The sequence below is a fragment of the Chelatococcus albus genome, assembly GCF_030067675.1.
In the GTDB taxonomy this organism is placed as follows: domain Bacteria; phylum Pseudomonadota; class Alphaproteobacteria; order Rhizobiales; family Beijerinckiaceae; genus Chelatococcus_A; species Chelatococcus_A albus.
This window is the reverse complement of the sequence record NZ_JASJEV010000003.1, coordinates 49,249-75,775: the sequence shown is the minus strand read 5'-3', so window position 1 is coordinate 75,775 and position 26,527 is coordinate 49,249. Positions and strand designations below refer to the sequence as shown.

Annotated in this window: 31 protein-coding genes; 9 read left to right on the top strand and 22 right to left on the bottom strand. The window is 69.8% G+C overall.

The features are described 5' to 3' along the window. Positions 1-30 precede the first annotated feature (30 nt). The 5 genes from QNA08_RS05990 (at position 31) to QNA08_RS05970 (ending at position 4,145) form a co-directional block, all read left to right on the top strand. A complete protein-coding gene (locus tag QNA08_RS05990) occupies positions 31-261 on the top strand; it encodes a hypothetical protein (RefSeq protein WP_283739779.1) in 231 nt (76 codons plus the stop codon). 77 nt (positions 262-338) lie between these two features. Continuing rightward, positions 339-1,868, top strand: a complete 1,530-nt coding sequence (locus QNA08_RS05985) for a TolC family protein (RefSeq protein WP_283739778.1) — start codon at positions 339-341, stop codon at positions 1,866-1,868. A 16-nt stretch (positions 1,869-1,884) separates the two neighbouring features. After that, positions 1,885-3,282, top strand: a complete 1,398-nt coding sequence (locus QNA08_RS05980; RefSeq protein WP_283739777.1) for a multicopper oxidase family protein — start codon at positions 1,885-1,887, stop codon at positions 3,280-3,282. A gap of 18 nt (positions 3,283-3,300) precedes the next feature. Beyond that, complete coding sequence (locus tag QNA08_RS05975) at positions 3,301-3,783, top strand: cupredoxin domain-containing protein (RefSeq protein WP_283739776.1); 483 nt, start codon at positions 3,301-3,303, stop codon at positions 3,781-3,783. 59 nt (positions 3,784-3,842) lie between these two features. After that, on the top strand, positions 3,843-4,145 hold the full coding sequence (locus QNA08_RS05970) for a copper-binding protein (protein ID WP_283739775.1): 303 nt from the start codon (positions 3,843-3,845) through the stop codon (positions 4,143-4,145). Between the two features lie 38 nt (positions 4,146-4,183). On the opposite strand, the gene QNA08_RS05965 is transcribed toward QNA08_RS05970, so the two are convergent. The 7 genes from QNA08_RS05965 to QNA08_RS05940 all read right to left on the bottom strand — a co-directional run bounded on the left by QNA08_RS05965 (position 4,184) and on the right by QNA08_RS05940 (position 9,940). Then, entirely contained in the window at positions 4,184-4,555 is a 372-nt protein-coding gene (locus tag QNA08_RS05965) for a hypothetical protein (RefSeq protein ID WP_283739774.1), read from the bottom strand. Positions 4,556-4,823: 268 nt separating this feature from the next. Continuing rightward, on the bottom strand, positions 4,824-6,086 hold the full coding sequence (locus QNA08_RS05960; protein WP_283739773.1) for a class I SAM-dependent RNA methyltransferase: 1,263 nt from the start codon (positions 6,084-6,086) through the stop codon (positions 4,824-4,826). Between the two features lie 5 nt (positions 6,087-6,091). Then, positions 6,092-6,820, bottom strand: coding sequence for a TlyA family RNA methyltransferase (locus QNA08_RS05955; protein WP_283739772.1), 729 nt, complete (start codon positions 6,818-6,820; stop codon positions 6,092-6,094). A gap of 12 nt (positions 6,821-6,832) precedes the next feature. Continuing rightward, positions 6,833-7,222 (bottom strand): type II toxin-antitoxin system VapC family toxin, encoded by a 390-nt coding sequence (locus QNA08_RS05950; protein ID WP_283740079.1) that lies wholly within the window; start codon positions 7,220-7,222, stop codon positions 6,833-6,835. Positions 7,223-7,287: 65 nt separating this feature from the next. Beyond that, complete coding sequence (gene dxs, locus QNA08_RS05945; protein ID WP_422679865.1) at positions 7,288-9,195, bottom strand: 1-deoxy-D-xylulose-5-phosphate synthase; 1,908 nt, start codon at positions 9,193-9,195, stop codon at positions 7,288-7,290. A gap of 137 nt (positions 9,196-9,332) precedes the next feature. Beyond that, entirely contained in the window at positions 9,333-9,527 is a 195-nt protein-coding gene (locus QNA08_RS19025) for a pirin-like C-terminal cupin domain-containing protein (RefSeq protein ID WP_422679872.1), read from the bottom strand. A 146-nt stretch (positions 9,528-9,673) separates the two neighbouring features. After that, positions 9,674-9,940 carry an exodeoxyribonuclease VII small subunit gene (locus tag QNA08_RS05940; RefSeq protein ID WP_283739771.1) on the bottom strand — a complete coding sequence of 89 codons (267 nt, stop codon included), beginning with the start codon at positions 9,938-9,940 and terminating at the stop codon, positions 9,674-9,676. A 182-nt stretch (positions 9,941-10,122) separates the two neighbouring features. Between QNA08_RS05940 and QNA08_RS05935 the strand changes: the two genes are divergently transcribed. Continuing rightward, positions 10,123-11,070 (top strand): nucleoside hydrolase, encoded by a 948-nt coding sequence (locus QNA08_RS05935; RefSeq protein ID WP_283739770.1) that lies wholly within the window; start codon positions 10,123-10,125, stop codon positions 11,068-11,070. An 8-nt stretch (positions 11,071-11,078) separates the two neighbouring features. Here the strand turns inward: QNA08_RS05935 and QNA08_RS05930 are convergent, their stop codons facing one another. Continuing rightward, the gene (locus QNA08_RS05930; RefSeq protein WP_283739769.1) at positions 11,079-11,537 is read right to left on the bottom strand and encodes an Lrp/AsnC family transcriptional regulator; all 459 of its coding nucleotides are present in this window, start codon (positions 11,535-11,537) and stop codon (positions 11,079-11,081) included. Positions 11,538-11,679: 142 nt separating this feature from the next. Between QNA08_RS05930 and ald the strand changes: the two genes are divergently transcribed. Next, positions 11,680-12,798, top strand: a complete 1,119-nt coding sequence (gene ald, locus QNA08_RS05925; protein WP_283739768.1) for an alanine dehydrogenase — start codon at positions 11,680-11,682, stop codon at positions 12,796-12,798. A 40-nt stretch (positions 12,799-12,838) separates the two neighbouring features. Here the strand turns inward: ald and QNA08_RS05920 are convergent, their stop codons facing one another. Then, the gene (locus QNA08_RS05920) at positions 12,839-15,541 is read right to left on the bottom strand and encodes a DUF2339 domain-containing protein (RefSeq protein WP_283739767.1); all 2,703 of its coding nucleotides are present in this window, start codon (positions 15,539-15,541) and stop codon (positions 12,839-12,841) included. 412 nt (positions 15,542-15,953) lie between these two features. Between QNA08_RS05920 and QNA08_RS05915 the strand changes: the two genes are divergently transcribed. Next, positions 15,954-16,262 carry a hypothetical protein gene (locus QNA08_RS05915; protein ID WP_283739766.1) on the top strand — a complete coding sequence of 103 codons (309 nt, stop codon included), beginning with the start codon at positions 15,954-15,956 and terminating at the stop codon, positions 16,260-16,262. Between the two features lie 112 nt (positions 16,263-16,374). On the opposite strand, the gene QNA08_RS05910 is transcribed toward QNA08_RS05915, so the two are convergent. The 5 genes from QNA08_RS05910 to ygfZ all read right to left on the bottom strand — a co-directional run bounded on the left by QNA08_RS05910 (position 16,375) and on the right by ygfZ (position 20,279). Further along, complete coding sequence (locus tag QNA08_RS05910) at positions 16,375-17,400, bottom strand: NUDIX hydrolase (RefSeq protein ID WP_422679864.1); 1,026 nt, start codon at positions 17,398-17,400, stop codon at positions 16,375-16,377. A 31-nt stretch (positions 17,401-17,431) separates the two neighbouring features. Beyond that, on the bottom strand, positions 17,432-17,944 hold the full coding sequence (locus QNA08_RS05905; RefSeq protein ID WP_283739764.1) for a tyrosine phosphatase family protein: 513 nt from the start codon (positions 17,942-17,944) through the stop codon (positions 17,432-17,434). A 75-nt stretch (positions 17,945-18,019) separates the two neighbouring features. Continuing rightward, positions 18,020-18,586, bottom strand: coding sequence for an HD family hydrolase (locus QNA08_RS05900; protein WP_283739763.1), 567 nt, complete (start codon positions 18,584-18,586; stop codon positions 18,020-18,022). 92 nt (positions 18,587-18,678) lie between these two features. Then, on the bottom strand, positions 18,679-19,287 hold the full coding sequence (locus QNA08_RS05895) for a DNA-3-methyladenine glycosylase I (protein ID WP_283739762.1): 609 nt from the start codon (positions 19,285-19,287) through the stop codon (positions 18,679-18,681). Positions 19,288-19,403: 116 nt separating this feature from the next. Continuing rightward, on the bottom strand, positions 19,404-20,279 hold the full coding sequence (gene ygfZ / locus QNA08_RS05890) for a CAF17-like 4Fe-4S cluster assembly/insertion protein YgfZ (RefSeq protein WP_283739761.1): 876 nt from the start codon (positions 20,277-20,279) through the stop codon (positions 19,404-19,406). Positions 20,280-20,514: 235 nt separating this feature from the next. On the opposite strand from ygfZ, the gene QNA08_RS05885 reads away from it, so the two are divergent. Then, a complete protein-coding gene (locus tag QNA08_RS05885) occupies positions 20,515-21,042 on the top strand; it encodes a winged helix-turn-helix transcriptional regulator (protein WP_283739760.1) in 528 nt (175 codons plus the stop codon). 5 nt (positions 21,043-21,047) lie between these two features. Here QNA08_RS05885 and QNA08_RS05880 read toward each other — a convergent pair whose 3' ends face one another. The 8 genes from QNA08_RS05880 to QNA08_RS05845 all read right to left on the bottom strand — a co-directional run bounded on the left by QNA08_RS05880 (position 21,048) and on the right by QNA08_RS05845 (position 26,476). Further along, positions 21,048-21,530, bottom strand: a complete 483-nt coding sequence (locus QNA08_RS05880; protein WP_283739759.1) for a DUF1579 domain-containing protein — start codon at positions 21,528-21,530, stop codon at positions 21,048-21,050. Positions 21,531-21,731: 201 nt separating this feature from the next. Then, positions 21,732-23,003: an RNA polymerase sigma factor gene (locus tag QNA08_RS05875; RefSeq protein ID WP_283739758.1), complete on the bottom strand. Its 1,272-nt coding sequence runs from the start codon at positions 23,001-23,003 to the stop codon at positions 21,732-21,734. Continuing rightward, on the bottom strand, positions 23,000-23,371 hold the full coding sequence (locus QNA08_RS05870; RefSeq protein ID WP_283739757.1) for a YciI family protein: 372 nt from the start codon (positions 23,369-23,371) through the stop codon (positions 23,000-23,002). Before QNA08_RS05870 ends, QNA08_RS05875 begins: the two co-directional genes overlap by 4 nt. Positions 23,372-23,602: 231 nt before the next feature. Continuing rightward, the gene (locus QNA08_RS05865; protein ID WP_283739756.1) at positions 23,603-24,226 is read right to left on the bottom strand and encodes a hypothetical protein; all 624 of its coding nucleotides are present in this window, start codon (positions 24,224-24,226) and stop codon (positions 23,603-23,605) included. 89 nt (positions 24,227-24,315) lie between these two features. Then, on the bottom strand, positions 24,316-24,576 hold the full coding sequence (locus QNA08_RS05860; protein ID WP_283739755.1) for a hypothetical protein: 261 nt from the start codon (positions 24,574-24,576) through the stop codon (positions 24,316-24,318). Between the two features lie 132 nt (positions 24,577-24,708). Next, positions 24,709-25,254, bottom strand: a complete 546-nt coding sequence (locus tag QNA08_RS05855; RefSeq protein ID WP_283739754.1) for a TIGR02301 family protein — start codon at positions 25,252-25,254, stop codon at positions 24,709-24,711. After that, entirely contained in the window at positions 25,251-25,688 is a 438-nt protein-coding gene (locus tag QNA08_RS05850) for an NUDIX hydrolase (RefSeq protein ID WP_283739753.1), read from the bottom strand. The genes QNA08_RS05855 and QNA08_RS05850 overlap by 4 nt, the downstream gene beginning before the upstream one ends. A 65-nt stretch (positions 25,689-25,753) precedes the next feature. Continuing rightward, positions 25,754-26,476, bottom strand: coding sequence for an SDR family NAD(P)-dependent oxidoreductase (locus QNA08_RS05845; RefSeq protein WP_283740077.1), 723 nt, complete (start codon positions 26,474-26,476; stop codon positions 25,754-25,756). Between the last annotated feature and the right edge of the window lie 51 nt (positions 26,477-26,527).

Sequence of the window (26,527 nt, the reverse complement as noted above, 5' to 3'; positions counted from 1 at the left end):
CGCCTTTCAGGTCGAACTTGGAGCTCATTCATGCGGATCGTCGCCGCAATCCTGCTTGCCGCGGGCCTTACGGGCTGCGCCTCCCTGCCATCCGCCGCCCCCCTCGTCGGTCGCGATCCCTCGGATCCGGCGCAGCGCACGTCCGCCGCGAGCTATGCCCCCGTGCTCGGCGGCTACACGCCGCAGAAACCTGTCTCGCCCGGGTCGTGGGAGGAGCAGAACCGGCGCATGGCTCCGGGCGCAGACGACCAGCGGCAATGAGATCGCGCCGCCAGGGATCGCATGGCGCGAGTACGCGCGATCCGGCGGCTGCTCGACAACTTGACGGACACGAACCAATGACAGTCACCCAACCAGCCGTCGTGCGGCGCTCGGGACGGTACTTCTGGGCCGCGAGGCTGCTGACGCATCTGCGCTCGGCGTCGAGGGCCAGGCGGAGCCTCCTCACGTCGGCGGGCGCCGCGCTCATCGTCGGCGGCTGCCAGACCTTTTCCGCCGACGGCGGGCTCGGTCCGACCCAGGCCATCGTGCGCGGCGAACTCGGCAAGGAGACCGTGAAGATCAGCAGCGAGGCCGATGCCGCCGCCGCCCGCGCGCGCGTCGCAGCCTTGCTGCAGAAGCCCCTCACGGCCGACAGCGCCGTGCAGGTCGCGCTTCTCAACAACCGCGGCCTGCAGGCGGCGTACAACGCGCTCGGCATCTCGGAGGCCGAGTTCGTGGCAGCGAGCCTGCCGCCGAACCCCGCCTTCTCCTTCTCGCGGCTCGGCGGCAACCTCGAGCTCGAGATCGAGCGGCGCGTCGTTGCCAATCTCCTCGCGCTCCTGACCCTGCCGGCCCGCAAGGAGATCGCCGAAGGGCTCTTCCGCCAGGCGCAGCTCCGGGCGGCGCAGGAGACGCTGACCGTCGTCGGGGAGGCGCGGCGCAGCTACTACCGGGCGGTGGCCGCCGGCCAGGTCGTCGGCTACCTGCAGCAGGCGCAGCTTTCGGCGGAGGCTGCCTCCGACCTCACGAAGAAGCTCGGCGAAACGGGCGCGGCCAGCAAGCTCGACCAGGCGCGCGAGCATGCCTTCCATGCCGAGGTCGCGGCGCAGCTCGGGCAGGCGCGCCAGCGCCAGAAGGCCGAGCGCGAGCGGTTGACACGCGTGCTCGGACTGTGGGGGAGCGACGTCGCCTTCAGGCTGCCTGCGGCGCTTCCGGCGCTGCCGCGCCGGCCCTGGACGCTGCAGGCGGCAGAGGCGGATGCCGTGCGCAAGCGCGTCGACCTGCAGATAGCCCGCCTCGAGCTCGAGACGCTGGCGAAGGCGTATGGACTCACCAACGCCACGCGCTTCGTCAACGTGCTCGAGCTCGCGGGCCTGAGCAGCTACGAGCGCACGAAGTCGGTGCGCGAGACCGCCGGCGGATCCGAGCCCGAGAAGGACAAGACCTTCCGCCGCGGGTTCGAGATCGGCTTCGAGATCCCGATCTTCGACGGCGGCGAGACGCGCGTGCGTGACGCGCAGGAGCGCTACATGCAGGCGGTCAACCGGCTCGCGGAGAAGGCGGTCAATATCCGGTCCGAAGCGCGTGAGGCCTACCAGCTCTATCGCGGCGCCTACGATCTCGCCGCGCATTATCGCGACCAGGTGCTGCCGCTGCGCAAGACGATCTCGGACGAGAGCCAGCTCCGCTACAACGCCATGATCATCGATGTGTTCGAGCTTCTGGCGGACGCCAGGGCCAGGATCGCCAGCACCGTCACCGCCATCGAAGCCCAGCGCGACTTCTGGATCGCCGACACCGATCTCAGGTCGGCGCTCATCGGCGGCGGCGGGGGCGGGGGCGGCGCGGGCGAAGCGCCGCGCAGCGCCGGCGCGGCGGCCGAGTAAGAGAGGAGATGCCATCATGATGTCGCGTCGAAATTTCCTCGGCACCTCCGGTCTTGCCCTCGTCGGGGCGAGCGTCGTCAGCGGGCGCGCTGCAGCGGCGGGCATTCCCGAAGCCCCGGTGATGAAGGAGGCGGTGATGCAGCCGCCGCTTCACCCGACCAGCGGGCCCGACTACCAGCCGGTGGTCACCCTCAACGGCTGGACACTGCCCTGGCGCATGAACGGCGAGTGGAAGGAGTTCCATCTCGTCGCCGAACCGGTGGTGCGTGAATTCGCGCCCGGCATGAAGGCGCATCTGTGGGGCTACAACGGCCAGTCGCCCGGACCGACCATCGAGGCGGTGGAGGGCGACAAGGTGCGCATCTTCGTCACCAACAAGCTGCCGGAGCACACGACGATCCACTGGCACGGCCAGATCCTGCCGAGCGGCATGGACGGCGTCGGCGGGCTCACCCAGCCGCACATCAAGCCGGGCAAGACCTTTGTCTACGAGTTCCAGCTCAAGAAGAGCGGCACCTTCATGTACCACCCGCATGCGGACGAGATGGTGCAGATGGCCATGGGCATGATGGGCTACTTCGTCGTGCACCCGCGCGACCCGTCCTTCATGCGTGTCGACCGCGACTTCGTCTTCCTGCTCGCCGCCTACGACATCGAGCCCGGGTCCTATGTGCCGAAGGTCGCCGAGATGACGAACTTCAACATGTGGACGTTCAACTCGCGGGTCTTCCCGGGTATCGACCCGCTCGTCGTGCGCAAGAACGACCGGGTGCGCGTGCGCGTCGGCAATCTCACCATGACGAACCACCCGATCCACATGCACGGCTACGACTTCGCCGTGACCTGCACGGACGGCGGCTGGGTGCCGGAGAGTGCGCGCTGGCCGGAGGTGACGGTCGACATCCCCGTCGGCGCGATGCGCGCCTATGAGTTCGACGCGGTGTACGAGGGCGACTGGGCGCTGCACTGCCACAAGTCGCACCACACCATGAACGCCATGGGCCACAACGTGAGGACCTTCATCGGCGTCAACAAGAAGGATGTCGCCAGGAAGATCACCAAGCTCGCGCCCGACTACATGCCCATGGGCAGCGCGGGCATGGCCGACATGGGCGAGATGGAGATGCCACTGCCGGAAAACACCTTGCCGATGATGTCGGGCTTCGCCCAGTTCGGCGCGGTCGAGATGGGCGGCATGTTCACCGTCCTGAAGGTGCGCGATGGGCTGGCGCGCGACGACTACAAGGATCCGGGCTGGTTCAAGCACCCGGAGGGAACGGTGGCCTATGAATACAAGGGCTCCGTTGCCGAAGCTTCCCGCCCGGCGGGGCAAGCAACGACGTCGAAGGACGCGGTCGAAATGAAGGTGGTCAAGCCCGGCTCCTCCAAGGGCGGCCACGGCGGTCAACACTGACGATGGAGACGCAACCTGATGTTTCGCAAGCTGAGCAGTGCGGCGCTCGTCGCCGCGATCACGGCGGCCGGCGGCGCCGCGGCCCTCGCCGTGCCCGGCGCCGCCGGGCACGGCGACGGCTTCGCCTTCGGCGAGCCCGGTGACCCGAAGAAGCCCGCCCGCGTCGTCCAGATCGTCATGAAGGAAGGCGACGGCCAGATGCTCTTCATCCCGGACCGCATCAAGGTGAGGAAGGGCGAGCAGATCCGCTTCGCCATGAAGAACAACGGCGAGAACGAGCACGAGTTCGTCATCGGCACCGTGGAGGAGAACCGCGCCCACGCCGCTCAGATGCAGAAGAACCCGGACATGGAGCACGACGACCCCAACGCCAGGCGCCTGTCGGCCAGGCAGAACGGCGACATCGTCTGGCGCTTCAGCAAGGCCGGCACCTTCGAATACGCCTGCCTCATCCCCGGCCACCTGGAGGCCGGCATGAAGGGCACCATCGTCGTGCGGTGACCCCACCCGCCCGGCACAGGCCAATCCGACAGCAGCCCTCGCAGCAGAAAGAGTCCCCCATGCGCAAGACGATCCTCGCCGCGGCCGTCGCCGCCGCCCCCCTCCTCGCCGCCCTGCCGGTTCCGGCGCTGGCCCAGGCCGCGCCCGTCGACGGCACGGTGCAGAAGGTCGACGAGGGCGCCGGCAAGCTCACCCTCAAGCACGGGCCGATCAGGAACCTCGACATGGACGGCATGACAATGGTCTTCCGCGTCCAGGACCCGGCGCTCCTGAAGACGGTCAAGGCCGGCGACAAGGTCAGGTTCGAGGCCGACCGCGTCAACGGCGCCCTCACCGTCACCAAAATCGAAAGGGTGAAGTAGGCGGCGCAGGGGCCGCCGTCCCGCCGGGTGGCGGCCCTTCAGCCCGTTAGCTCTTGATCGCGGCCCAGTTCCCGGCAGGAAAGCGCGGTCTGTTCCATGTAAATGACGCCTTCCCTTCTTGAGAGTGCGAATTCCCTTTCCATTCCGCTGTCCAGCGTCACGGTGATCGCGCCACGTCCCGCCGTGAAGTGTCCCCCGTTCTTCCACAGACCATCGTAGGCATATTGCCCGTCGCGACCGAAGATGAACTTGGCGCCGGTTCGCGTCGTGCAGACCTTCCCGCCGAGAGCCCGCATGATGTCGCCGACGCTGATCGGCAGATTGGCCGAATGCGGTATGGCCTGCCCCGCGGGGACCGCGAGCATCATGACGCCGAGGCCAATCAATCGGGCAACGGAGACGGTTCTCATTTTTCCCTCCCACCGGCCGATCGGCAGGTGCCGCCGGCTCTTCTGAAATCTGTGCAATGGGTAGGTAGAAGCGCTCGCGCGGCCCGTCCCATCGCCGCGATGAGGGCGGACAGCCGCTCCTTGTCTCTGGCCGCCTCCATTCTCAGAGACGGCCGCAGCCCGCCATGTCATTGGCCGGCAGTTCCATGTGAATATGATCACAGAGCTGCCATTCAGTTTCAACGAAGCTGTCAGGAGCAGGGGGCCGAGCGGCGTCTCCGGCCATTCCTCAGCGCCGCCCGCCCCGGGCGCGGGCATGTGAGTCAGGGCGACGGAAGATGCCGACGATCTCGACGTGCGGCGAGTAGCGGAACTGGTCAACCGGTACGACCTCGACGAGCCGCATGCCGGCATCGACCAGCAGGCGCGCGTCGCGTGTGAAGGTCCCCACGTCGCAGGAGACGCCGACCACCAACGGCACCTTTGAAGCGGCGATCTGACGGGCCTGCGCCTCAGCGCCGGCTCGGGGCGGGTCGAAGACCACGGCGTCGAAACGATCGAGTTCGGGCGGCAGCAGCGGCCGGCGGAAGAGATCGCGGGTTTCCGTCGTGATACGCTTGAGCCCGGGTGTCGCCCGGAAGGCACGGTCGAGCGCGACGAGCGCCTCGGGGGAGCCTTCCACTGCGTGAACCTCGGCCCGTTCGGCGAGGCGCAGGGCGAAGGGCCCGCAGCCGGCGAAGAGATCGACGATGCGCTTGGCCTTGCTGCAGGCGGCGGTGACCCGTTCGGCCAAGGCATCTTCCCCGGCGGCGGTCGCCTGCAGGAAGCCGCCCGCGGGCGGCACGACGACGGCCCGGCCCATGGCGATGGCCGGCGGCCGGCGTTCAACGAGCACCTCTCCGTGCAGGGACAGCCGCGCGAGATCGAGCCGCTCCGCCGCCGTGACGAGGGCCTGGCGCAGGATGTCCTTCACGGCGCCGAGGCCGCGGATGTCGAGATCGAGGCCGGCGGTCGTGGCCGTCACCTGGAAATCGAGCGGCTTGCCGCTTCCTTCGAGCAGGCGGGCGAGCGCCAGCGCGGCGGCTGGCGCCCGCGCGAGGCCGGGGGAGAGCACGGGGCAAGCCTCGATGGGCACGAGGGCGTGGCTGCGCGCCGCCATGAAGCCGATGTGGGTTTCGCCGTCGACGCGGCGGGCATGGAAGGTCACGCGTCGCCGGCCCTCGCCGTGGGCGTCGACGAGGTCGGCCACCGGCGCGTCGAGCCCTGCCCGCTGCAAGGCGACGAGAACGCCGTCGCGCTTCCAGGCGCGGTAGTGCGTCTCGGCCAGATGCTGCATGGCGCAGCCGCCACAGCGGGTGAAGAGGGGGCATTCGGGCTCGCGACGTCCGGGCCCGGCCTCCTCAACGCGGAGGAGGCGGCCGCGCTCGCCGGCGACCTCGGCCGTCACAACCTCGCCGGGCAGGGCGAAGGGCACGTAGACCGTCCATCCGGCTGTCTCGGCGATGCCATCGCCGCGGACGCCGAGGCGCGTGATGGTGAGGCGCTCGGGCACCCGGCCTATTTCTCCCTGCGTGCTGCGATGAGGAACTCGCGATTGCCGTCGCCGCCGGCGATGGGCGATGGGATCACGCCGAGGACGGCGAAGCCCAGCGCGCGCACATGGGCCGCGATGTCGGCGCAGACCGCCTCGTGCACCGCCCTATCCCGGACGATGCCCTTGCGCAGATGGGCGCGGCCGGCCTCGAACTGCGGCTTGATCAGGGCGACGAGCGCCGCCTCCTCGGCACAGAGCCCGAGAACCGGCGGCAGGACGAGCGCGAGCGAAATGAAGCTCACATCGGCAACGACGAGGTCGACGGGGATGGGAATGTCGTCGCGTGTCAGGCGCCGGGCGTCCGTGTCCTCCAGGGCGAGGACGCGCGGATCGGCCGCGACCGACGGGTGCAGCTGGCCGTGGCCGACGTCGACCGCGAAGACACGCGCCGCGCCACGCGACAGGAGTACCTGCGTGAAGCCGCCGGTGGAGGCGCCGAGGTCGAGGCAGGTCCTGCCCGCCGGATCGATGCCGAAGGTGTCGAGGGCGGCAGCGGGCTTGACGCCCCCGCGCGAGACGTAAGGGTGGGCCGGCTCGGCCGTGATGGCGGCCCCGGGAGCGATCTCCTCCGAGGCCTTGCGCACAGGGCGTCCGTCCGCGGTCACGAGACCGGCCGCGATGGCGGCCTGGGCCTTGGCGCGGCTGTCGAAGAAGCCGCGCTCGACGAGGAGGAGATCGGCGCGCTTGCGCATGGCCCCTTATACTCAAGCGGTGAGTGCCGAACGCACGTCCGTCTGCGAGAAGTCGTTGCCCTTATAGAGCAGCGGCGCGTCGAGCGACATGGCGAGGGCGTAGGACGCGCAATCGCCAAGGTTGAGCCTCGCCGGATGGCCGGTGTCCTTGCCGAAGCGTTTGTAGGCGGCGACGGCAATCTCCGCTTGCGCGGTATCGAAGGGGGCCGTTTCAAAGGGAAAGCCGTCGAGAAGTCTGGCGAGATCGTCGAGGAGAGCGGGCTCCTTCGCCGGCCAGATGACGGTGTGTATCTCGAAGAGGGTGAAGGCGGACACGACCAGCAATGATGAACGAGCAAGCGTTTCCGTCAGGGTGTCCGATGTCCCGGTGGGAAGAATAGGTGTGCAAGGAAGAAGCCGCACGAACTCCACCTCGGGACGATCGTTCCCGGCAGCCCACCGCCGGTCGCGGGCCGGCCCCTTCCGCCTCACGCCGTCAAGGCCGCGACCTCGCTGCCGAGCGCGGCGAAAACGGTCGCCACGATGCCGGCCGCGTCGAGCCCGGCCTTGGCGTACATGCGCTCGGGCTTGTCGTGGTCGATGTAGACGTCCGGCAGGACCATGGGGCGCACCTTCAGGCCGCGGTCGAGCACGCCGTTGAGGGCGAGCGCCTGCAACACGAAGCTGCCGAAGCCGCCGACCGACCCCTCCTCGACGGTGACGAGGCATTCGTGTTCGCGCGCGAGGCGCAGCACGAGGTCGAGGTCAAGCGGCTTGGCGAAGCGCGCGTCGGCCACCGTCGTCGAGAGGCCGCGCGCCTCCAGCGTCTCGGCGGCCTTGAGGCATTCAGCGAGCCGCGTGCCGAGGGAAAGGAGCGCCACTCGCGTGCCTTCGCGGACGATGCGCCCCTTGCCGATGGCGAGCGGCCTGCCCTCGGCCGGCATGTCGACGCCCACGCCCTCGCCACGCGGATAGCGGAAGGCGATAGGGCCGTCGTCGTAGGCGGCGGCGGTTGCCACCATATGCACGAGCTCCGCCTCGTCCGCGGCGGCCATCACCACCATCTCCGGCAGGCAACCGAGATAGGCGACGTCGAAGGCTCCGGCGTGCGTCGGCCCGTCGGCACCGACGAGGCCGGCGCGGTCGAGTGCGAAGCGGACCGGCAGCTTCTGGATGGCGACGTCGTGCACCACCTGGTCGTAGGCGCGCTGCAGGAAGGTGGAATAGATGGCGCAGAAGGGCTTGTAGCCCTCGGTGGCCATGCCGGCGGCGAAGGTCACGGCATGCTGCTCGGCGATGCCGACGTCGAAGCAGCGCTTCGGGAACTCCTTGCCGAAATGGTCGAGCCCGGTGCCGGAGGGCATGGCCGCGGTGACGGCGACGATGCGCTCGTCCCTGCGCGCCTGCCTGACGAGTTCTTCGGCAAAGACCTTCGTATAGCTCGGAGCGTTGACCTTCGGCTTCTCCTGCGCCCCGGTGACGACGTCGAAGGTGACGACGCCGTGGTACTTGTCGGCCGAGTTCTCCGCGGGGGCGTAGCCCTTGCCCTTCTGCGTCACGACATGGACGAGGATCGGCCCGGCCTCGGCGTCGCGGGCGTTCTTGAGCACGGGCAGGAGGTGGTCGAGATTGTGCCCGTCCACCGGACCGACATAGTAGAAGCCCAGTTCCTCGAAGAGCGTGCCGCCTGTCCAGAAGCCGCGGGCAAATTCCTCGGCGCGCTGCGCCTTCTCGTAGAAGAACTTCGGCAGGCGCCTGGCGAGCTGCTTGCCCGCCTCGCGCAGCGTCCGGTAGGTGCCGCCGGATACGAGGCGGGCGAGATAGGCCGACATGGCGCCGACCGGCGGCGCGATCGACATGTCGTTGTCGTTGAGGATGACGATGAGCCGCTCGTTGAGCGCGCCGGCGTTGTTCATGGCCTCGTAGGCCATCCCGGCCGACATGGCGCCGTCGCCGATGACGGCGACCACGTTGCGCTTCTCGCCCGCGAGATCGCGCGCCACGGCCATGCCGAGGCCGGCCGAGATCGATGTCGACGAGTGGGCCGCGCCGAAGGGATCGTACTCGCTCTCGCTGCGCTTGGTGAAACCCGAGAGGCCGCCGCCCTTGCGCAGGGTGCGGATGCGGTCGCGCCGCCCGGTGAGGATCTTGTGCGGATAGGCCTGATGCCCGACGTCCCAGATCAGGCGGTCATGCGGCGTGTCGAAGACGTAGTGGAGCGCCACCGTCAGTTCGACGACGCCGAGGCCCGCGCCGAGATGTCCGCCGGTGACGGATACGGCGTCGATCGTCTCCGCGCGCAGCTCGTCGGCAAGCTGCCGCAAGGCATGTTCAGGCAGGCGACGCAGGTCGTCGGGCGTGCCGATCGTATCGAGGAGGGGGGTCGCGACGGGCAAGAGGGTCGTGTCCTCGTCAATGACGCAATCGGAGGGCGCGGACCGATCCCGCCAGCCTCCCTTTGAATTCTTCGGAATAGGAAATACGGCCTTGGCGTCCTCCGGTCAAAGGGCCGGGTCGTCGCGGCCATTCGCGCTCATCGTTGCGGAGGCGGAATGAACTCCGTCCCGCCGGACATCGCCGTAACGCGGCCGGCGGACCAGTCGGGCTTCGCCTGGTAGATGCTCTCCTGGTGCGAGAAGAGGACGATCCACGAGATATGGCGGGGGCCGTCCGTGGGTGCACCGCCGCGCATGAGGAAGCGCGCCGGCCTTTCCGCGCCCACGGTGATGTGCGGTTGCCGGGCTTGAATGCGAGAAGCCGATGCGGCTCAGAACGATCACCGATGAGCAGAGGCTCGTCGGGCAGCCGGTTCATGGCGCATTCCCTGACGCGGCGCGCTGCCGGGTCGGAACCATGGCCCGTTGCCGGGGCGGCTCAGCTCTCGACGTCGAGGGGCTCCGTACCCTTCGGCCGGCCATCCGGGCCGAGGGTGATCTTCTCGATGCGCGCCTCCGCCTTCTTCAGCAGCGCTTCGCAGTGCTTCTTCAGGGCCTCGCCACGCTCGTAGATGGCGATCGATTCCTCGAGCGGCACGTCGCCCCGCTCCAGGCGCGAGACGATCTGCTCGAGCTCGGCGAGCGCCTTCTCGAAGGGCAGGGTGGCAATGTCGGAAGTGTCGATCGTCACGGATTCGGACCTCATGCGCAGGTCGCGCATATGTCGCGCCGCCGGGCGGCGATGACAAGGGCTCTGATCCGAAGCACGGCTCGGCAGGCGAGCCCAGCTACGGGCCAGGCGCCCTGCGCCCTGCGTGCGGGCGGTGCTATCGTGCGGATGATTCCGCCGCGGCGGCGGGTCTCCACGTTGCAGGGCAGCCACGAAACATGCGCCGTTCCATCATCATCGACACCGACCCCGGGCAGGACGACGGTGTCGCCATTCTCCTCGCACTCGCCTCGCCCGAGGAACTCGAGGTGCTCGGCATCACGACGGTCGCCGGCAATGTGCCCCTTTCCCTCACCCAGGTGAACGCGCGCAAGATCGTCGAGCTGTCGGGACGGCGCGACGTGCCGGTCTTCGCCGGCGCCGACCGGCCGCTCGTGCGCCCCCTCGTCACGGCCGAATACGTCCACGGCCGCACGGGGCTCGACGGCTGCGACCTGCCGGAGCCGACGCTGGCTCTCGGCGAGAAGCACGCCGCGGATTTCATCGTCGAGACGGTAATGGGCAGGCCCCAGGGCAGTGTGACGCTCTGTGTGCTCGGCCCGGCCACCAACATCGCGCTCGCCCTTGCCCGGGAGCCGCGCATCGCCGGGCGCCTGCGCGAGATCGTGTGGATGGCCGGGGCGATGTCAGAGGGCGGCAACGTCACGCCCGCGGCCGAGTTCAACGTCTATGTCGACCCGGAGGCCGCGGCGAAGGTGGTCGCCGCCGGCGTCCCTCTCGTCATGATGCCGCTCGACGTGACGCATCTGGCGCTGACGACGGCGGCGCGGCTCGAGCGGCTGCGCGCGCTCGGTACGCCCGTCGCGATGGCGGTGCATGCGCTCCTCAGCTTCGCCAAACGCTTCGACGAGGGCAAGTACGGCACGGACGGCGGCCCGCTGCACGACCCGACGACGGTTGCCTATCTGCTGCAGCCGGAGCTCTTCCAGGGCCGCCATGTCAATGTCGCGATCGAGACGGCGGGCGCGCTCACCGCCGGCATGACGGTGATCGACTGGTGGGGTGTCACCGACCGGCCGAGGAACGCCACCGTCATGCGCGGCATCGACGCCGACGGCTATTACGACCTCATCATCGAGCGGCTCGGGCGCCTGCCGCTCGCCTGAGGCTCCGCTCACACAGGCAGCGCGGTGGTGCGCTTCACCGTGCGCAGGGTCAGTGTCGATTGCACGCGGGTGACGCCGGGGAGCTGCGTCAGGATCTCGGCGTGGATGCGCTCAAGGTCGGCCGAGTCGCGGTAGGCGACGCGCACGAGATAGTCGTGCGCGCCAGCGAGCAGGTGGCATTCGAGGATCTCGGGATGCTTCATCACCTGCCCCTCGAAGGCATCGAGCGAGGCACGCCCCTGCTGGTCGAGGGCGATCATGACGAAGGCGGTACCCGGAAAGCCGGCAGCCTTCGGGTCGAGCTGCATCGTGTAGCCGCGGATGAGGCCGCTCTCCTCGAGCGCGCGCACGCGTCGCAAGCAGGCTGAAGGCGACAGGTGCACGCGCTCGGCGAGCTCGGCATTGGTGATGCGCGCGTTCGCTTGCAGAATCCGCAGAATGGCGCGGTCTCGGTCGTCCTGGATCATGGGTCGCAGACTATGCGGTGAAAAGCTTCGATCGAGACATGATATGCGATTGCTTCGCCGAAGGCAGGTCATCTTTGGCGAGAAAATGCACAGGCCGCGCGCGAAGCTGAGATGTCGAGACAACCCCGAGGAGGAGGCGGCCATGCGCATCGGTGTGCCGAAGGAGATCAAAGACAACGAATATCGCGTCGGGCTCGTGCCCTCGTCCGTGGCCGAGCTCGTCCACCATGGCCACGCGGTTCTGGTGGAACGCGGCGCGGGAGCGGGTGCCGGCCTGACGGACGGTGATTACGAGAGCGCGGGCGCTACCCTCGTCGAAGGCACGGATCGCATCTTCGGCGAAGCCGACATGGTCGTGAAGGTCAAGGAGCCGCTCAGCGAGGAGCGCAAGCGGCTGAAGCCGGGGCAGGTGCTCTTCACCTATCTGCATCTCGCCCCCGACCTTGAACAGACCAAGGACCTGATGGCGAGCGGCGCCACCTGCATCGCCTACGAGACGGTGACGGGCACCAACGGCGGCCTGCCGCTGCTGACGCCCATGTCGGAAGTCGCCGGGCGGCTGGGGCCGCAGGTCGGCGCCCATTGCCTCGAGAAGGCGCAGGGCGGCCGCGGCGTCCTCATCGGCGGCGTGCCGGGCGTGCCGCCGGCGGAGGTCGTGATCCTCGGCGGCGGCGTGTCGGGCACGCATGCGGCGACCATCGCCGTCGGCATGGGGGCGAACGTGACCGTCGTCGACCGCTCGGCCGACGTGCTGCGGCGCCTCGCGGCCCAGTTCGGCGGCCAGGTGCGCACCATCTTCTCCACGCGCGACGCCATCGCCCAGCTCGTCCGGCGCGCCGATCTCGTCATCGGTGCCGTGCTCGTTCCCGGCGCGGCCGCGCCCAAGCTCGTGACCCGCGAGATGCTGAAGACGATGAAGCCCGGAGCTGTCGTCGTCGACATCGCCATCGACCAGGGTGGCTGCTTCGAGACCTCGAAGCCGACGACGCACTCGAACCCGACCTACATGGTCGATGGCATCGTGCACTACTGCGTGGCGAACATGCCCGGCGCCGTCGCCCGCACCTCCACCTTCGCCTTGAACAACGTGACACTGCCCTTCGCCATCGCGCTCGCCGACAAGGGCTGGCGCCAGGCGCTGGCCGACGACCCGCACCTGCGCGCGGGCCTCAACGTCCACGACGGCAGGATCACCTGCAAGCCCGTGGCGGAGGCGCACCATCTCGCCTACACGCCGGCCGAGCAGGTGCTGGGCCTCTGATGGCTCTCCGCCGGCGCCGACCGAGGCGCCGGCGCCTGGCTCACGCGCCCGGTGCGCCCGGGGTCTGCGCGGCCTGATCCGGCCGCCGCGCCAGAAGGCGCTGGTAGGCGAGGCCGATCGCCACCAGCACGAGACCGAGGCCGATGAAGGAGAGGGCGCGCAGCGCCCCCTCCAGATTGGCGAGGTCGAAGAGGAAGACCTTGAGGACGGCCGCGAGGATGTAGGGCGCGGAGGCGAGCCGCAGGAAGCGGTTGCCGCGCAGGAGCCCGACGGCGAGGATGAGGGCGCCGACGACGATGAGCGCCGCCGAATAGGCCCACAGTTCCGCCTGGCCGGTCGGCCGCCAGAGGGCGACCACGTCGCCCTGGAAGAGGCGGCGGATTTCGAGGCCCGTATAGAGAACGTGCAGCGCGAGCGCGACGACGGCGGCCGTGCGCACGTACCACTGTGGGCGCGTCTGCCGCGCGACGAGGGCCAACGCCGCCGCGGCGACGGCCGGGAGGAGGTAGGACACGAGGAGCGAGTTGACGAGCGCTCCGCCCTCAACGGACTCGCCGGTGAACAGGGGATTCTGGCCGGCGGCGAGGCCGAACCCCGCCACGATCAAGGTACAGGCGCCGAAGGCCAGCGATGCCAAGCGGTAGACGACGTCCGGCCGGGCGGCGTCGAGGCGCACCATGGCGAGGGAGAAGAGGAGGCCCGTCGTCGCGAAGAGCCCCGTCTCGACATGGCCGGTGTCCGGCGCAAAGGGGTCGCCGTCGTGCACGAAGTGCCGGATCTCGAAGAACACGAGCAGCGCGGCGAAGAGGATGGCGAGGCTCTCGCAGAGCCGCGTGACGCGGTCGCGTCCATCGCGCGCGAGGATCTGCGCGGCCGACCAGAAGGAGGCCGCCGGCATGCCGTAGCCCCACAGGAGCCAGTTGAGGATCGGCGTCCTGCCGAGGTCGTCCCCCGCGATCGTGGGATCCCAGGCGATCCGGCCGAGAACGACGAGGCCGACGCCGCCCACCGCATGGCGCAAGGCCGGGATCCCGACGCGATTGGCGACAAAGGCGGCGGCGAGCGCCGACAGCGCGAAGGCCACCGTCAGCATGCCCTTGTCGAGCGCGAAGGTGAGGCCGAGCGCCAGCGCCGCGAGCGCGGCGGAGGCGGTCGCGCCGATACCCAGGCGGATCGCCGGCGAGGTGCCGTCGTCGCGCTGCCGCAGGAGGTGCGTCGCGCCGACGAAGGCGAGGGCGAGGAGGCCCGCGGCGAGGCCGAAGGGCACGCTGCGCGAGAAGGCCGTCACGCGCCAATAGACGACAAGCAGCAGGGCGAGGACGCCGGTCGTGGCAGCGGCGGCGTAGAAGGCGGCGGTGACGAGCGGCAGCCTCGGGCCCCTGGCGAGCCGGCGGAGCGCCGCCGCCCCGATGGCCAGGCCGGCGACCGTGGCGAAGCCGAGGTAGAACGTCAGCGCCTCGGGCTGGGGCACGCCGCCCGGGCCCGGCAGCACCGTCGGCTGTTCGGCGGCGGCGAGCCGCGCGACCGGCCAGAGGGCGAGCGCGGCGGCGGTGACGGCCGCTGCGAGGAGTGTCGTCCCCGCCGCGGGGGCGAAGGCGAGCCCGGCGACGAGTTGCAAGGCGGCGACGACCCCGGTGAAGGCCGCGCGCGTGCCGCCGTCCCCGGCGAGGTCGCCGGCGAAGACGGCAAGCGCGGCGAAGGCCGCCATGACGGCGAGGGCGAGAAAGTCCGGCAAGGCGGCATCGTCCGACGTGCCGCGATGCGGGTCGGCGACGAGGAAGGCGGCCGCCAGCGCCGTCTGGGCGATGACGTGCGTCATTGCCGGCAGATGCTCGCCTGTTGCCGCGCCGAGGATGAGGACCACGCCCCACAGGGCGGCGCCCGCGGCGCTCGCCTGCGCCAGCCGGCGCCACAGCCGCAGGCGCGCCAGGCCGTAAGCCGCCGCGACGACGAAGGCGAGGTAGATCACCACCGGCCAGGGCTTCGGCTCGTCGCTGGCGACAAGCAGCGGCGTCGCGAGGGCGGCGACGAGCCCCAGCGGGGCGAGCGCCGGCCCGTGCAGGGCCGCCGCGATCATGGTGGCGACAGCAATCGCACCGAGAAGGGCGAAAGCTGCCGCCGGGCCGAGGAAGCCGTAGAGCGCATGGGCCGCGTAGGCGGTGGCGAAGGCGCTGATCGTACCGGCCGCAGTGAGCACGCCCGGCACGTGGGCGGAGGGCAGGCCGGCGAGCCCGCCGGTTCCTTCCTGTCGGCGAAACCACTCGCCGGCCGTGACGAGGGCGAGGGAGAAGAGCGCCGCGGCTGCGATGCGGGCCCCCGGACCGAACCATCCCTGCTCGATGGAATAGCGCACGAGCAGGATGCCGCCGAGGGCGAGCGCCACTCCGCCAACCCAGACGGCCCAGCGCGACCCGAGCTGCTCCTCGAAATCCGGGGGCGCCGGCGCGGCGTGTGGCGGAGCGGGGCGCAATGCTTCGGCCGGCGGTTCATCGGCGGCCGGCTCCAGGCGCTCCGGCGTCGTTTCCTCTTCCGGCGGCGCGGCCGCCTCTTCGGGTGGGGAGGGGGCTTCCTCAATCCGGGCGGGCGGAACAACTGCAGCTGCGATCTGTGCCTCGAGACGCGTCAGGCGCAGTTCGAGGGCCGCCGTGCGGCGCCGCAGCCCGAGGGCGAGGAGAAGGCCGGCGATGGCGGCGACCGGAAACGCCAGAGCGACCAGGAGGATGAGTGCGATTTCCGTAGCCAACGCGAGCCCCTGAGACCGAAGGACCTGGGAGAGGCAGGAACATACCGGAGGGTCACATCCACCCGATGTTACCCATCCGGGGCGACAAGTAGACTCTCAAAATCGCCGAATGCCATCGGCCCACCCGCCGCGGCGCCACTCAACCGGCCGGGTCGGGGCGGCTTCAGTATCGCCTGCCGCGTGAAGGCGCGTGTTCCATGGTATTTCCTCAATATTATCACCATGTTGCCACACTTGGCGGTTGCAGGCGCCTGGTCGCTTCCCATCTCAGAACGATGATCCCTTTCCAGGGGGCTGGAAGGCGCGGCAGTATCGATCGAGATGATTGCCATGTTGGCAGCGTGAATATTGGCCAATCTGGCTGACTGGTCAGGATATGGCCTCGCCGCGCGATTTCAGTGGAGGCGAAGTCATGAGGAAAGCACTTGTTACCTTGACGTCGGTCGCGGCCATCGCGGCGGCGGCAGCATCGGTTTCGACCGGGGCTTCGGCCTATCCAGCGTGGGTCATCCCGGCGATCGTCGGGGCGGGCATCGGCGGCGTCGGCCTCGGGGCGGCTGCGCAGGCAGCCACCTATCCGCGGACCTATGTCGTCCCGGGCGAGCCGGTTGCGGTCTATCCCGCGCCGACCTACGTGCGCCCGGTCACGGTTGAGCCGAGCTGCTATTTCGTGCGCGAACGGATCCGCGGCGTCATGCGGCGCGTCGAGATCTGCGAGTAGCGTCTCAACGGGGCTGGTGGCCCCTTCGACCTGAGCGTCGCCGGGGCCATCCGCCCGGGGTCGCCGGCGCCTCGGGCCGATGAGGGAAGCGCGCCGGCGCGCGACGCCGGGCTCAGCCACGTGCGCCGAGGCGCAGGCCAGGTGCCGGGCGTTCCTGCAGGACCTCGCGGCGGAAGCGGAAGAGCGCCGCCGGGCGGCCCGCGGTGCCGATCGTCTCGCCCGTCGGCTCGACGAGGGCGGTGCCTTCCACGAGCCGGCGGAAGTTCTGCTTGTGCAGGTGGCGGCCCGAGATCGCCTCGACGGCATGTTGCAGTTCGGTCAGGGTGAAGGCGGCGGGCATCAGCTCGAAGACCACTGGCCGGTACTTGAGCTTGGCGCGCAGGCGGCTGATCGCCGTCGCCAGGATGCGGCGATGGTCGAAGCGCATGGCCTCGCCGAGCGGCGTTGCGGCGTGTCTGGCGAGGGCCGCGCGGCGGCCGTCGCGCGCCGCCTCGGCCACGAGGCCCGCCTCGTAAAGAAGCTCATAGCGCTCGAGCACCTTCTCCTCGTCCCAGGGGCTGCCCTCGGTGCCGAAGCACAGCCGCAGGCGCTCGCGGCGCGAGAGGGCCCGGCGCGGGCGCTCGTCCCGCTCGGCCGCGAGGTCGGCCGCCCAGGCCTCGAGCTCCGGCAGCAGGGCCTTGTCGAGCAGTGGCGGGCGCCCGTTGCGCCAGTCTTCCCAGGGAAAGAAGTGATACCAGGGCTGGAAGCCTGCGCTTGCGGAGAGCTGGCCCTGCTGTGCACCCATGCGCGTCAGGGCGAGATAGCCGACGGAGACGACATGGGGCCCCGTGTCCTCCCGCCGCGCGTGGCGGCCGCGGTCGCCGAATGTGTAGAGCTGTTCGACATAGCCGAGGGAGAGGCTCGTCTGTTCCGCCACCCAGGCCCGCAGGCCGATCTCGAAGGTGCGGTGGGCGAGCGGGTTGAAGGCGCCCGACGGCAGGCCCGGCGTCCGGTCCTCGCCGCCCGGCCGTGCCACGAGGATCTGCGGCTGGTCACCGCGCACAGCGACAATGGCCGCGGCGAGCTCGATCTCGATGGGAGTCCTCGGCGCTTCGGCAGGCATGCGGGATCGGCCCATGGGAGGGAGGCGAAGGGGCATTTCGAGGCCGTGCGACCTCGCGATCGCCCGCTCACGCGAGCGGCAGCATGAACGGCTCACCCTCGAACGCCTCGGCGCCGCGGCCGATGGAGGCGATGGCCGCCACCATGCGCCCGTCCCGGCCGAGGAGCGCATCGGCTGTTGCGACGAGGCGTGGATTGGGCGTCGCCGTCGGCGAGGCGCGGCGCAGGGTTTCGGCGATGGCCTGTTCATCGCGCGTGGGGCTGAGCGCGCAGGCGGTGATGAAGGCGGCCGCCGTCGAGCGGCTGATGCCGGCGTAGCAATGCACGACGAGCGGCTTCTCGCGCTCCCAGCCGTGCACGAAGTCGAGCAGGCGGGTGACGTGCTCCTCGCCGGGCAACACGTGCCCCTCGAGCGGCTCGGTGATGTCGCTCACGCCGATGAAGAGATGTCGGCTGACCGGGATGCTGGCCGGCCGCTCCACCGGTGTGCCCATGTTGATGAGGGTCACGATGTGGCTCGCACCGGTCAGCGCGACCGTCGATGCGAGGCGGGATAGGGGGCAAACGTGCAAGGTCGACATGCGCGGGCTCCGTGCGGTGCCGCGTGAAGCGGACTCTTGCTCCTTATGTAGGGCGATTCGGTGACATTGCCGCGCTCAGGCCGGCGGGCAGAGCTCCTCGAAGCGCGCCAGGAAGCGTGCCTTGGCCTCGTCGGCGCCCCAGGGCGCGAGATAGGCGTCGATCGCCCGGGGCAAGGGCTGCGGCCGGCCGAAGAACCTGAGGGCTTCCTCCCGGGCGAAGCCGGCGAGCCGGGTCGCCTCGAGGAAGGCGGCGATGTGGTCGGCTCTCTTCGTCGTGCGCAGGAGCGCCGCCGGCAGCACGGCCGGCAGGCCGAAGCGAATGTGGATGGCCTCGAGCAGGCGCTGCTCGAAAACCTTGTAGGCGTCGCCGAGCACGACCTTGAAGGGCGAGATCATGTCGCCGATGACGTATTCCGGCGCATCGTGCAGGAGAATGGCGAGCTTTGCCTTGTCCGAGAGCTCCGCGTGCAGGGTGCTGGCGATCGCCTCGACGAGCAGGGAGTGCTGGGCGACCGAGAAGATGTGCGGCCCCGTCGTCTGGCCGTTCCAACGCGCCACCCGGGCAAGGCCGTGGGCGATGTCCTCGATCTCAATGTCGAGCGGCGATGGATCGAGGAGGTCGAGGCGACGCCCGGAGAGCATCCGCTGCCAGGCGCGCGGCTCCTTCGCACGGCCTCCCCTTGGCGTCCTCTTGGGCGATGATCGCTTCCCGTCGGGCGGCGTGTCCGGCGGCATCAGACGTCCCGCGCGAGCGCCGCGCATTCGGCGTGGCGGAAACAGCCGACGAGATGGTCGTTGACCATGCCCACCGCCTGCATGAAGGCATAGACGATGGTCGGCCCGCAGAAGGTGAAGCCCGCCTGTTTCAGCGCCTTCGACATGCGCTCGGCCGCCAGCGTCTCGGTCGGCACCTCGCTCATGGAGCGGAAGCTGTTCTGCATCGTGCGGCCATCCAGGAAATCCCACAGGAAGTTCGCAAAGCCCCGCTTCTCCTGGATGGAGAGATAGGCGCGCGCGCTCGCCACGGTACCGACGATCTTGGCGCGGTTGCGCACGATGCCCGCGTCGGCCATGAGCGCCGCGAGCTTGTGCTCGTCGAAGCGCACGATCGCCTCCGGCTCGAAGCCGGCGAAGGCGCGGCGGAAGTTGTCGCGCTTGCGGAGAATGGTGATCCAGGAAAGGCCGGCCTGGAAGCCGTCGAGGATCAGCTTCTCGAAGAGGGCGCGATCGTCGTACTCGGGCACGCCCCACTCGCTGTCGTGATAGGCGACATAGAGCGGATCGGTCCCCGGCCAGCGGCAGCGAGCCTTGCCGTCGGGATGGACAATGAGATCGCTTGTCATACGGTGCCCTTAATGCCCCGCTCCTGACAACTCCTGGCAGCAGGACAGGCCGCCGTCGTTATGCCGCGGTACGGAAGGACCGGCAAGGGCATCGCCCGCCTGCCGGCGCTCCGCCGTCACGCCTCCGCCGGCGCCGGCACCTCGAACTGCGCGAAAGCAGGCTTCTCGACGATGAGCGCGAGCCCGCCAGCGGTGATCGCCTCGCCGGCGGCGAAGGCGTCCGCCAGGCGGTCGAGGCGCAGCATGGCGAGGGCGCGCCCGTTGGCGGTGGAGCCGACATGGCCCGCGGGCTTGGCCCCGGCGAGCACCTCGGCCCCGTCCTCGCAGACGAAACCGTCGCGGAAGACGACGGGCAGGATACGCGTGCGCGCCGTACCGCGGTGCTGCATGCGCGACACCACCTCCTGACCGACATAGCAGCCCTTGCCGAAGTCGACGCCGCCCAGCGCATCCATCAGAGCCTCATGCGGGAAGGCGTCGCCGTAGGCGAAATCCTTGCCACCCTCCGGCACGCCGAGCGCGATCCGGCGGGCGTGATAGAGAGGGCCAGCCTCCGTGCCCAGTGCCTCGATGCGCATCCGCTCGCCGATGGCCCGTTGGCCGAGCGCCGACAGGCGCGGGTCGGCGAAGACGAGGCCGAAGTCGTCGCCCGGCGTGCCGGGCATGTCCCAGAAGGCGGCGACGGCCAGCACCTCCGACAGGTCTTCGACGATGACCTTGGCGCGCAGCTTGTAGAAGTTGAGGCGCTTGACGAGATCGCCGACAAGGGGGAGCGGCGCGTCGAGCAGAAAGCCGCCGCCGTGACTCTCGGGGGCGGCGACGACGAGGAAGTCGAAGAGGATCTTGCCCTGCGGCGACAGGAGTGCGGCAAGCCTCGCCGCCCCGGCATCGAGCCGGGCGACGTCGCTCGTGACGAGGTTGTGCAGGAAGTGCCGGGCGTCGTCGCCCGCCACTTTCACCACGCCGCGATCCGCAAGATGAGCCGCCGGCATCGTGCCCTCCGCCCGCCAAGATGATTTGCTCCGCCCCGGCGCGTGACATAGGACGCCCGTCGGGCCCTCTCAAGGGCGAAGCGGCCGGTGGTCCGCTCCACCGGTCGCACAGTCCCGCCATTGCCGAAGAACGTCCGGCGGGGGCATGGCTCAATCGGATGATTCGCTTTGGCAACCAGTTGTATATTGGTGCGGGCGCATTCCGATAATGCAGTGGCTGCAATCGAGGTGACGGATGAAGGACGGTCACAGGTCGGGCTGCCCGATCAATCTCACGCTGGAGATCCTGGGGGACAAGTGGAGCCTCCTCATCATCCGGGACATGATCTTCGGCAACCGGCGTCACTTCCGCGAGCTGCTCAACCAATCGGACGAGGGAATTGCCTCCAACATCCTCGCCGACCGTCTGAAGAGGCTTCTCGATCAGGGGATCGTCACGAAGGCGGATGATCCTAGCCACAAGCAGAAGGCGATCTACAGCCTCACCGAACAGGGCATCGAGCTGTTGCCGGTGCTCGCCCAGATGGCGATCTGGGGGCGCAGGTACCTGCCGGTGAGCGAGGAGCTGGACATCCGCGCGCAGCTCCTCGAGGAGGGCGGGCCGACGCTGTGGGAGGCGTTCATGTCCGAGCTGCGCGAGACGCATCTCGGCGCTCCGGCCGGCGCCGGCGCACAGCCGGGCGGCGCATCCGTCGCCGCCCGGATGCAGGCCGCCTACGACGAGGTCGTGGCGCAACGCCGGGCGCAGCAGGGCGCAGCCTGAGCCGGCTATCCCTTGCGCCGGTAGTGCGCCGTCATGAACTCACGCCAGGTGCCGTCCTCTTCCAGCACGCGCGAGGTCATCACCCGGTGATCGTCGCTCACGAGCGTCACCACGTCCTGGTATCTCGCCATCTTGCCGTTGTCGCCGAAACTCGGCCCCTCGGTGTCGAGTGTCAGCACCTTGCCCGACGCGTCGAGCGCCCCGTCATAGATCCACAAGTGCGTCATCATCGAGCCGATGAAGGTGCCGACGAAGCGCTGCTTCTGCGGGTCGTAGCCGAGCGTGATCACCGTACTCGCAGGCCCGCAGCCGGGCATCTCGCCCTGGCCCTCGCCCATCACCCAAAGGCCGCCGAGCGAGCGGACGGTCTCCAGGCCCGTGGCCTTCGCCGGCGGCTGATCCGGGCCCATGACGCACTCGCCCTCGTAGGCCCACTCGCCGACGAATTTGTGCAGCCAGGCATGTTCCTTCCGGGGTTCGCTGTTCATCGTCATCTCCTCGTCAAAATCAACGACATTCAAGAAAATCGCGTGGCCATGCCAACGCCCCCGGGCCCTGGCTCGGAAGGAAGATCCGCAAGACAGGTCGCGCTCCGGCGCCGGCCTTCCTCGATCCATGGGTCCGTCCCAAGGACGAACGGCTGTGCGACGTTCCGACAACGACGCAGGAGGCGCAGCAATCCTCAGCAGTCAGATTTTCGCCCGCGCGTCTTCGCCCGTTGCGCCGGCCATGAGGCGATCGATCTGCAATCTGATATGGGCCGCCTCCGATGCCGTGCGGGCGAGCGTGATGGCCCGGTCGAAGGCGATGCGGGCCTCGTCCGTGCGACCGAGCTGCAGAAGGAGAGCACCCTTCACGCCGAAGAAATGGAAATAGCCGGAGAGTTGCGGCGCGAGCGGCTCGACCATGGCGAGGGCGGCTGCCGCACCGCGGACCTTGGCGACGGCGACGGCACGGTTCAGCGTGATGACGGGCGAGGGCTGCAGGCGCTCGAGCGTGGCGTAGAGCAGGTCGATGCCTGCCCAGTCGGTTTCCGCCGGACGCGCAGCCCGGGCATGCACGGCCGCGATTGCGGCCTGCACCTGATAGGGGCCGGGAGGCCCGTGGCGGATCGCCTCGTCGAGAAGCGCGAGCCCTTCGGCGATCATCCCGCGGTCCCAGAGGCTGCGGTCCTGATCTTCCAGCAGGACGATGTGCCCCGCTGCGTCGAACCGGGCCGGCGCGCGCGCGTGCTGCAGGAGGAGGAGCGCCGCCAGCCCCATGACTTCGGCCTCGCCCGGGAACAGCCTGAGCAGCAGCCGCGCCAGGCGGATCGCCTCCTCGCAGAGCGGCGCGCGCGCGGGCGCCGTGTCTGCCGCCGCCGAATAGCCCTCGTTGAAGACGAGGTAGATCATCGCGGCGACGGCGGCGAGCCGCTCCGCCCGCCCGGTCGGCCCCGGCGCCTCGAAAGGCACGTCGGCGGCCGCGATGCGCGCCTTTGCCCGCGTGATGCGCTGCTCCATGGCGCTCTCGCCGACGAGGAAGGCGCGGGCGATCTGCTTGACCGTGAGGCCCGAGACGATGCGCAGCGCGAGCGCGATCTGCTGGGCTGCGGGCAGCTCCGGATGGCAGCAGATGAAAAGGAGGCGCAGGACATCGTCGCGATAGTGTGCACCGTCAAGCCGCTCGACGATCGCGGCCTCGGCGTCATCGAGGTCGGAGATCGCCTCTTCCGCCGGCAGCGGCTCCTGCCTGTTCCGTCGGCGCACTGCGTCGATGGCGGCGTTGCGCCCGACGAAGACGAGCCAAGCGACAGGGTCGCGCGGCGGACCCTTCTGCGGCCATGTCTGCAACGCCTTCAGGCAGGCGTCCTGCAGGGCCTCCTCGGCCGTGTCGAGGTCGCGGAAATAGCGCAAAAGGGCGGCGAGCGCCTGGGCGCGCGCCGCGGTCAGCGTGGCCTCGATCCATGTGACGACGGTCACGTTGCGCCGCTCCCGGGCTGGAAGAGCGAGACCGGGCGGATCTCATAGGCGCCGCCGGGGTTGGCGCGGGCGAGATCCCGGGCGATGTCTAGCGCCTCCTCGGGCCCCGAGCAGTCGACCACGTAGAAGCCGAGCAACTGCTCCTTGGTCTCGGCGAAGGGGCCGTCGAGCACCAGGGGCGGATCGCGGTCCTTGCGCAGCGTCGTTGCTGCGGTGGTCGGCATCAGGCGCGCGACGGGGCCGAGCTTGCCGTTCATCGCGAGCCTCTCCTGCACGACCGCGAGCCGGGCCATCACCGCCTCATCCTCCTCCTTCGTCCAGGAGCCGACGACGTTCTCGTCGTGGTAGCAGAGGATGGCATAGCGCATGGGGCGTTCCTCGTTCCTGTTCGGCGCGTCTCTACGCCGAGGGGGGGGCAGTCGGCGGCGTACCGGGGCCCGGGCCGGCGATGGCGCACCGGTGGTGGTCCATTGTTCTCCAGATGTCGGACGCGCCTTCCGTTTCGGTGGAATCGGAAGACGACCGCCGCAAGGTCGGACTATGCCCGCAGCCGGCGGGAATGGGTACCGGCCTGCTCAGCCTGCCGCCCGCTCAGCGCCTCACTCGCCCGTGAAGAAATAGTGCCACGTCCCGTCCGGGCCGATGCCGAGGCGCCAGCTGACGTACTTGCCCTTGGCGAGCGACTCCTTGAATTCGCCCGCCCGCAGGATGCGATACACCTCGACGAGCTGCTCCGGGGTCAATGACTGGGGCGGATATTCTGCAAACCACGGCCAGACGTACATCTCTTGCGCCGTGCCGATGCCGATACGCACATAGGGAGCTTCGAGGAGCGCGGTGAGCAGTCCCAGCGTCTCGCGCGCCTCGCCGTCGCCGGAGCGTCTCTTCAGGCCGGCGATCGCATCGCCCTTCTGGCCGCGGGCGAGGACGGGCGGCATTTCGTTCCGTTCGAGGACGAGGCGCAGCTTCTCGGCGTCGCCCGTCGCCGCCGCATCGAGGATCGCCTCGCGCATGGCCGCGACGCGGAGCGGCAGCCGTGCGACATCACGCTCGATCGTCGGCAGTGCCCTGGGCGGGACGTCGGTCGGTTTCGCGGGCGCGGCCGCGGGCGGCGTGGCCCCAGCGCCCTTCGCGTCGGGCTTCGCCTTCTGTGCCGCGGCGGGCGCCGCGACCGCGACTGCGCCGAGCAGGAGAAAGCGTCGCAGCCGAAGGGCGACGTTCATTCCGGCAACCATTGTCATGGCCGGATGATGCCCCGTCGAATGCGGCGAGGCTGCGGCCGGGCAACCATGCCCGGGGCGGCAGCGCGCGCTCAGTGGCGCGGCGCGGTGGAGAAGCCGCCGCCGCGGATACGCTCCGGCAAGCTTTCGGCGAAGCGCGCCACCGCTTCCTCGCCGTAGATGTCCACGAGCTCGTGGAAGGCGGTGAACAGCGCGGCATGCGCAACGCAATCGCCGTCGAGCCCGTCGAGCTGGGCTTCGGCAAAGGCCTCGCTCAGGTAGGTCAGCGCGGCGCGCTTGTCCTCGCTGACGTCGTAGCCTTCGAAAGCGTCGTGCTGTTGATCGTATGTCATGGCGCCGAATCGCGCGGCATCCAGCGCCGCTCACGAATCGAGAATAGCGCGCGGCCCGTGCGACACCAGCCGGTTCTTTCTGGGAGGTTAACGATTTGGGGAGAACTGGCGTTTTTCGGTTAACGTTGCAAATCAGCCACCGAAGCGCCCGGAGATCGCCCGCGACAGCGCCGCGCCCTCGGCCAGATAGCGGTCGATGACGGCCTGCGCCGACGGGGTGCAGGAGCGGTAGGTGAGGGCGAAGCCCTTGTAGCCGCGGTTGTAGGCGCCCGCGAGCCGCTCGCGGCGGGCGGGCGTCGTCGCTTCCGCCTCGAGGAGCGCCGTCATCTCGGCCCGCCACTGCGGTGCATCGCTCCCGCCGCACAGGCCGCGCAGGAAGGCGAGGGCGCCCATGATCTCCGAGAGCCGCAGCATCTCGCGCTCATAGGGCGGCGCGGGTTCGGCCGGCGGCTGCTCGGGCGCGGAATTGGATGAGGGCCCAGGCCTGGCCCCGGGCTTGGCGGCGGCATTGGGCTCGGCCTTCGGCGCGGGTTTCGCCGGGGCGGAGCGCGGGCTCGCCGGCCGCTGCTGCTCCTGCTGCGCAGCGGCGGGCGTGAGCGCGACGGTCGATGCCAGCGCTGCGGCGACGGCTGCGCCGCGTGCCGCGGATCTGAGGTAGGAAGGATGGAAGACGTTCACGCGCTCAGCAGGACCGATTGGGCTTTCGCCACTATAGCCGCGAGGCCGGCGGTGGTGGGAAGGGCGCCGATGTCGGCGGGATCGGCCCAGACGACCGCACCCGTCTCTGCGCTCGGGCAGGGTTCGCCGGCGCGCCAGCGCGCCGCGAAGGCGGCGATGACGAAATGGAACTTCACGCCCCGCTCGTCACGCTCGACGACCTCGACATGGTCGGCGAACCCGATGATCTCGGCCTCGATGCCGACCTCCTCCGCGAGTTCGCGCAACGCGGCTTCGCGCAGTGTCTCGCCCGGCTCGACGAGGCCGCCGGGCAGGCTGAAGCGTCCCGCCATGGGCGGATTGGCCCGCGCCGCGAGGAGCACCCTGCCGTCGCGGAATACGGCGACGCTCGCGGCGAGGAAGGGGCGCGTCGGGTAGAGGCGTGCGTCCGGCATGGCTTCGCTCGCAGGTCGCGGCGGGCGCCCGGCGCCCGTCCGGGCGCCGCGAGGCAGCCGTCCGTTCAGACGTGCTGGCCGCCGTTGATGTGCAGTTCGGCGCCTGTCACGTAGGACGAGGCCTCGGTGCACAGGAAATAGATGGCCTTGGCCACTTCGTCGGGCGTGCCGAGCCGCCGCAGCGGGATCTGCTCGACGAGCTTCTCGGTGCCCGGTGACAGGATGGCGGTGTCGATCTCGCCGGGGGAGATGGCGTTGACGCGGATGCCGAGCGGGCCGAAGTCGGCCGCCATCTCGCGCGTCAGGGCGGCCAGAGCCGCCTTGGATGTGGCGTAGGCCGCGCCAGCGAAGGGATGCACGCGCGAGCCGGCGATGGAGGTGACGTTCACTACCGAGCCCCTGACGCGCTTCAACTCCTCGATGAGGCCGCGCGCCAGCATGATGGAGGCGAAGAAGTTCACCTGGAAGACGTGCTGCCAGTCTTCCACCGTCGTGTCGATGGCGCCGAGGCGGGCACCGCCCGGCCCCTTGGGCGAGATGCCGGCGTTATTGACGAGCGCGTGCAGCACGCCGCCCTCGGGCTCGAGGCGGCGCTTGATCTCGTCGATCGCCGCATAGGTGTTCTCGACGTCGGCGAGATCGACCTGAATGTGGTCCTCCGGCCCCATCTCCCACGGGCATTGCTCGGGGAAGGCGTGGCGCGAGCAGGTGATGACGCGCCAGCCGGCGGCGGAGAAGCGCTTGACAGTGGCGTGGCCGATGCCGCGGCTCGCCCCGGTGAGGAGCATGACGCGGCGGGGCTGATTCGAGGGCGCGGAGGTCGACAAGGCGGGTCTCGC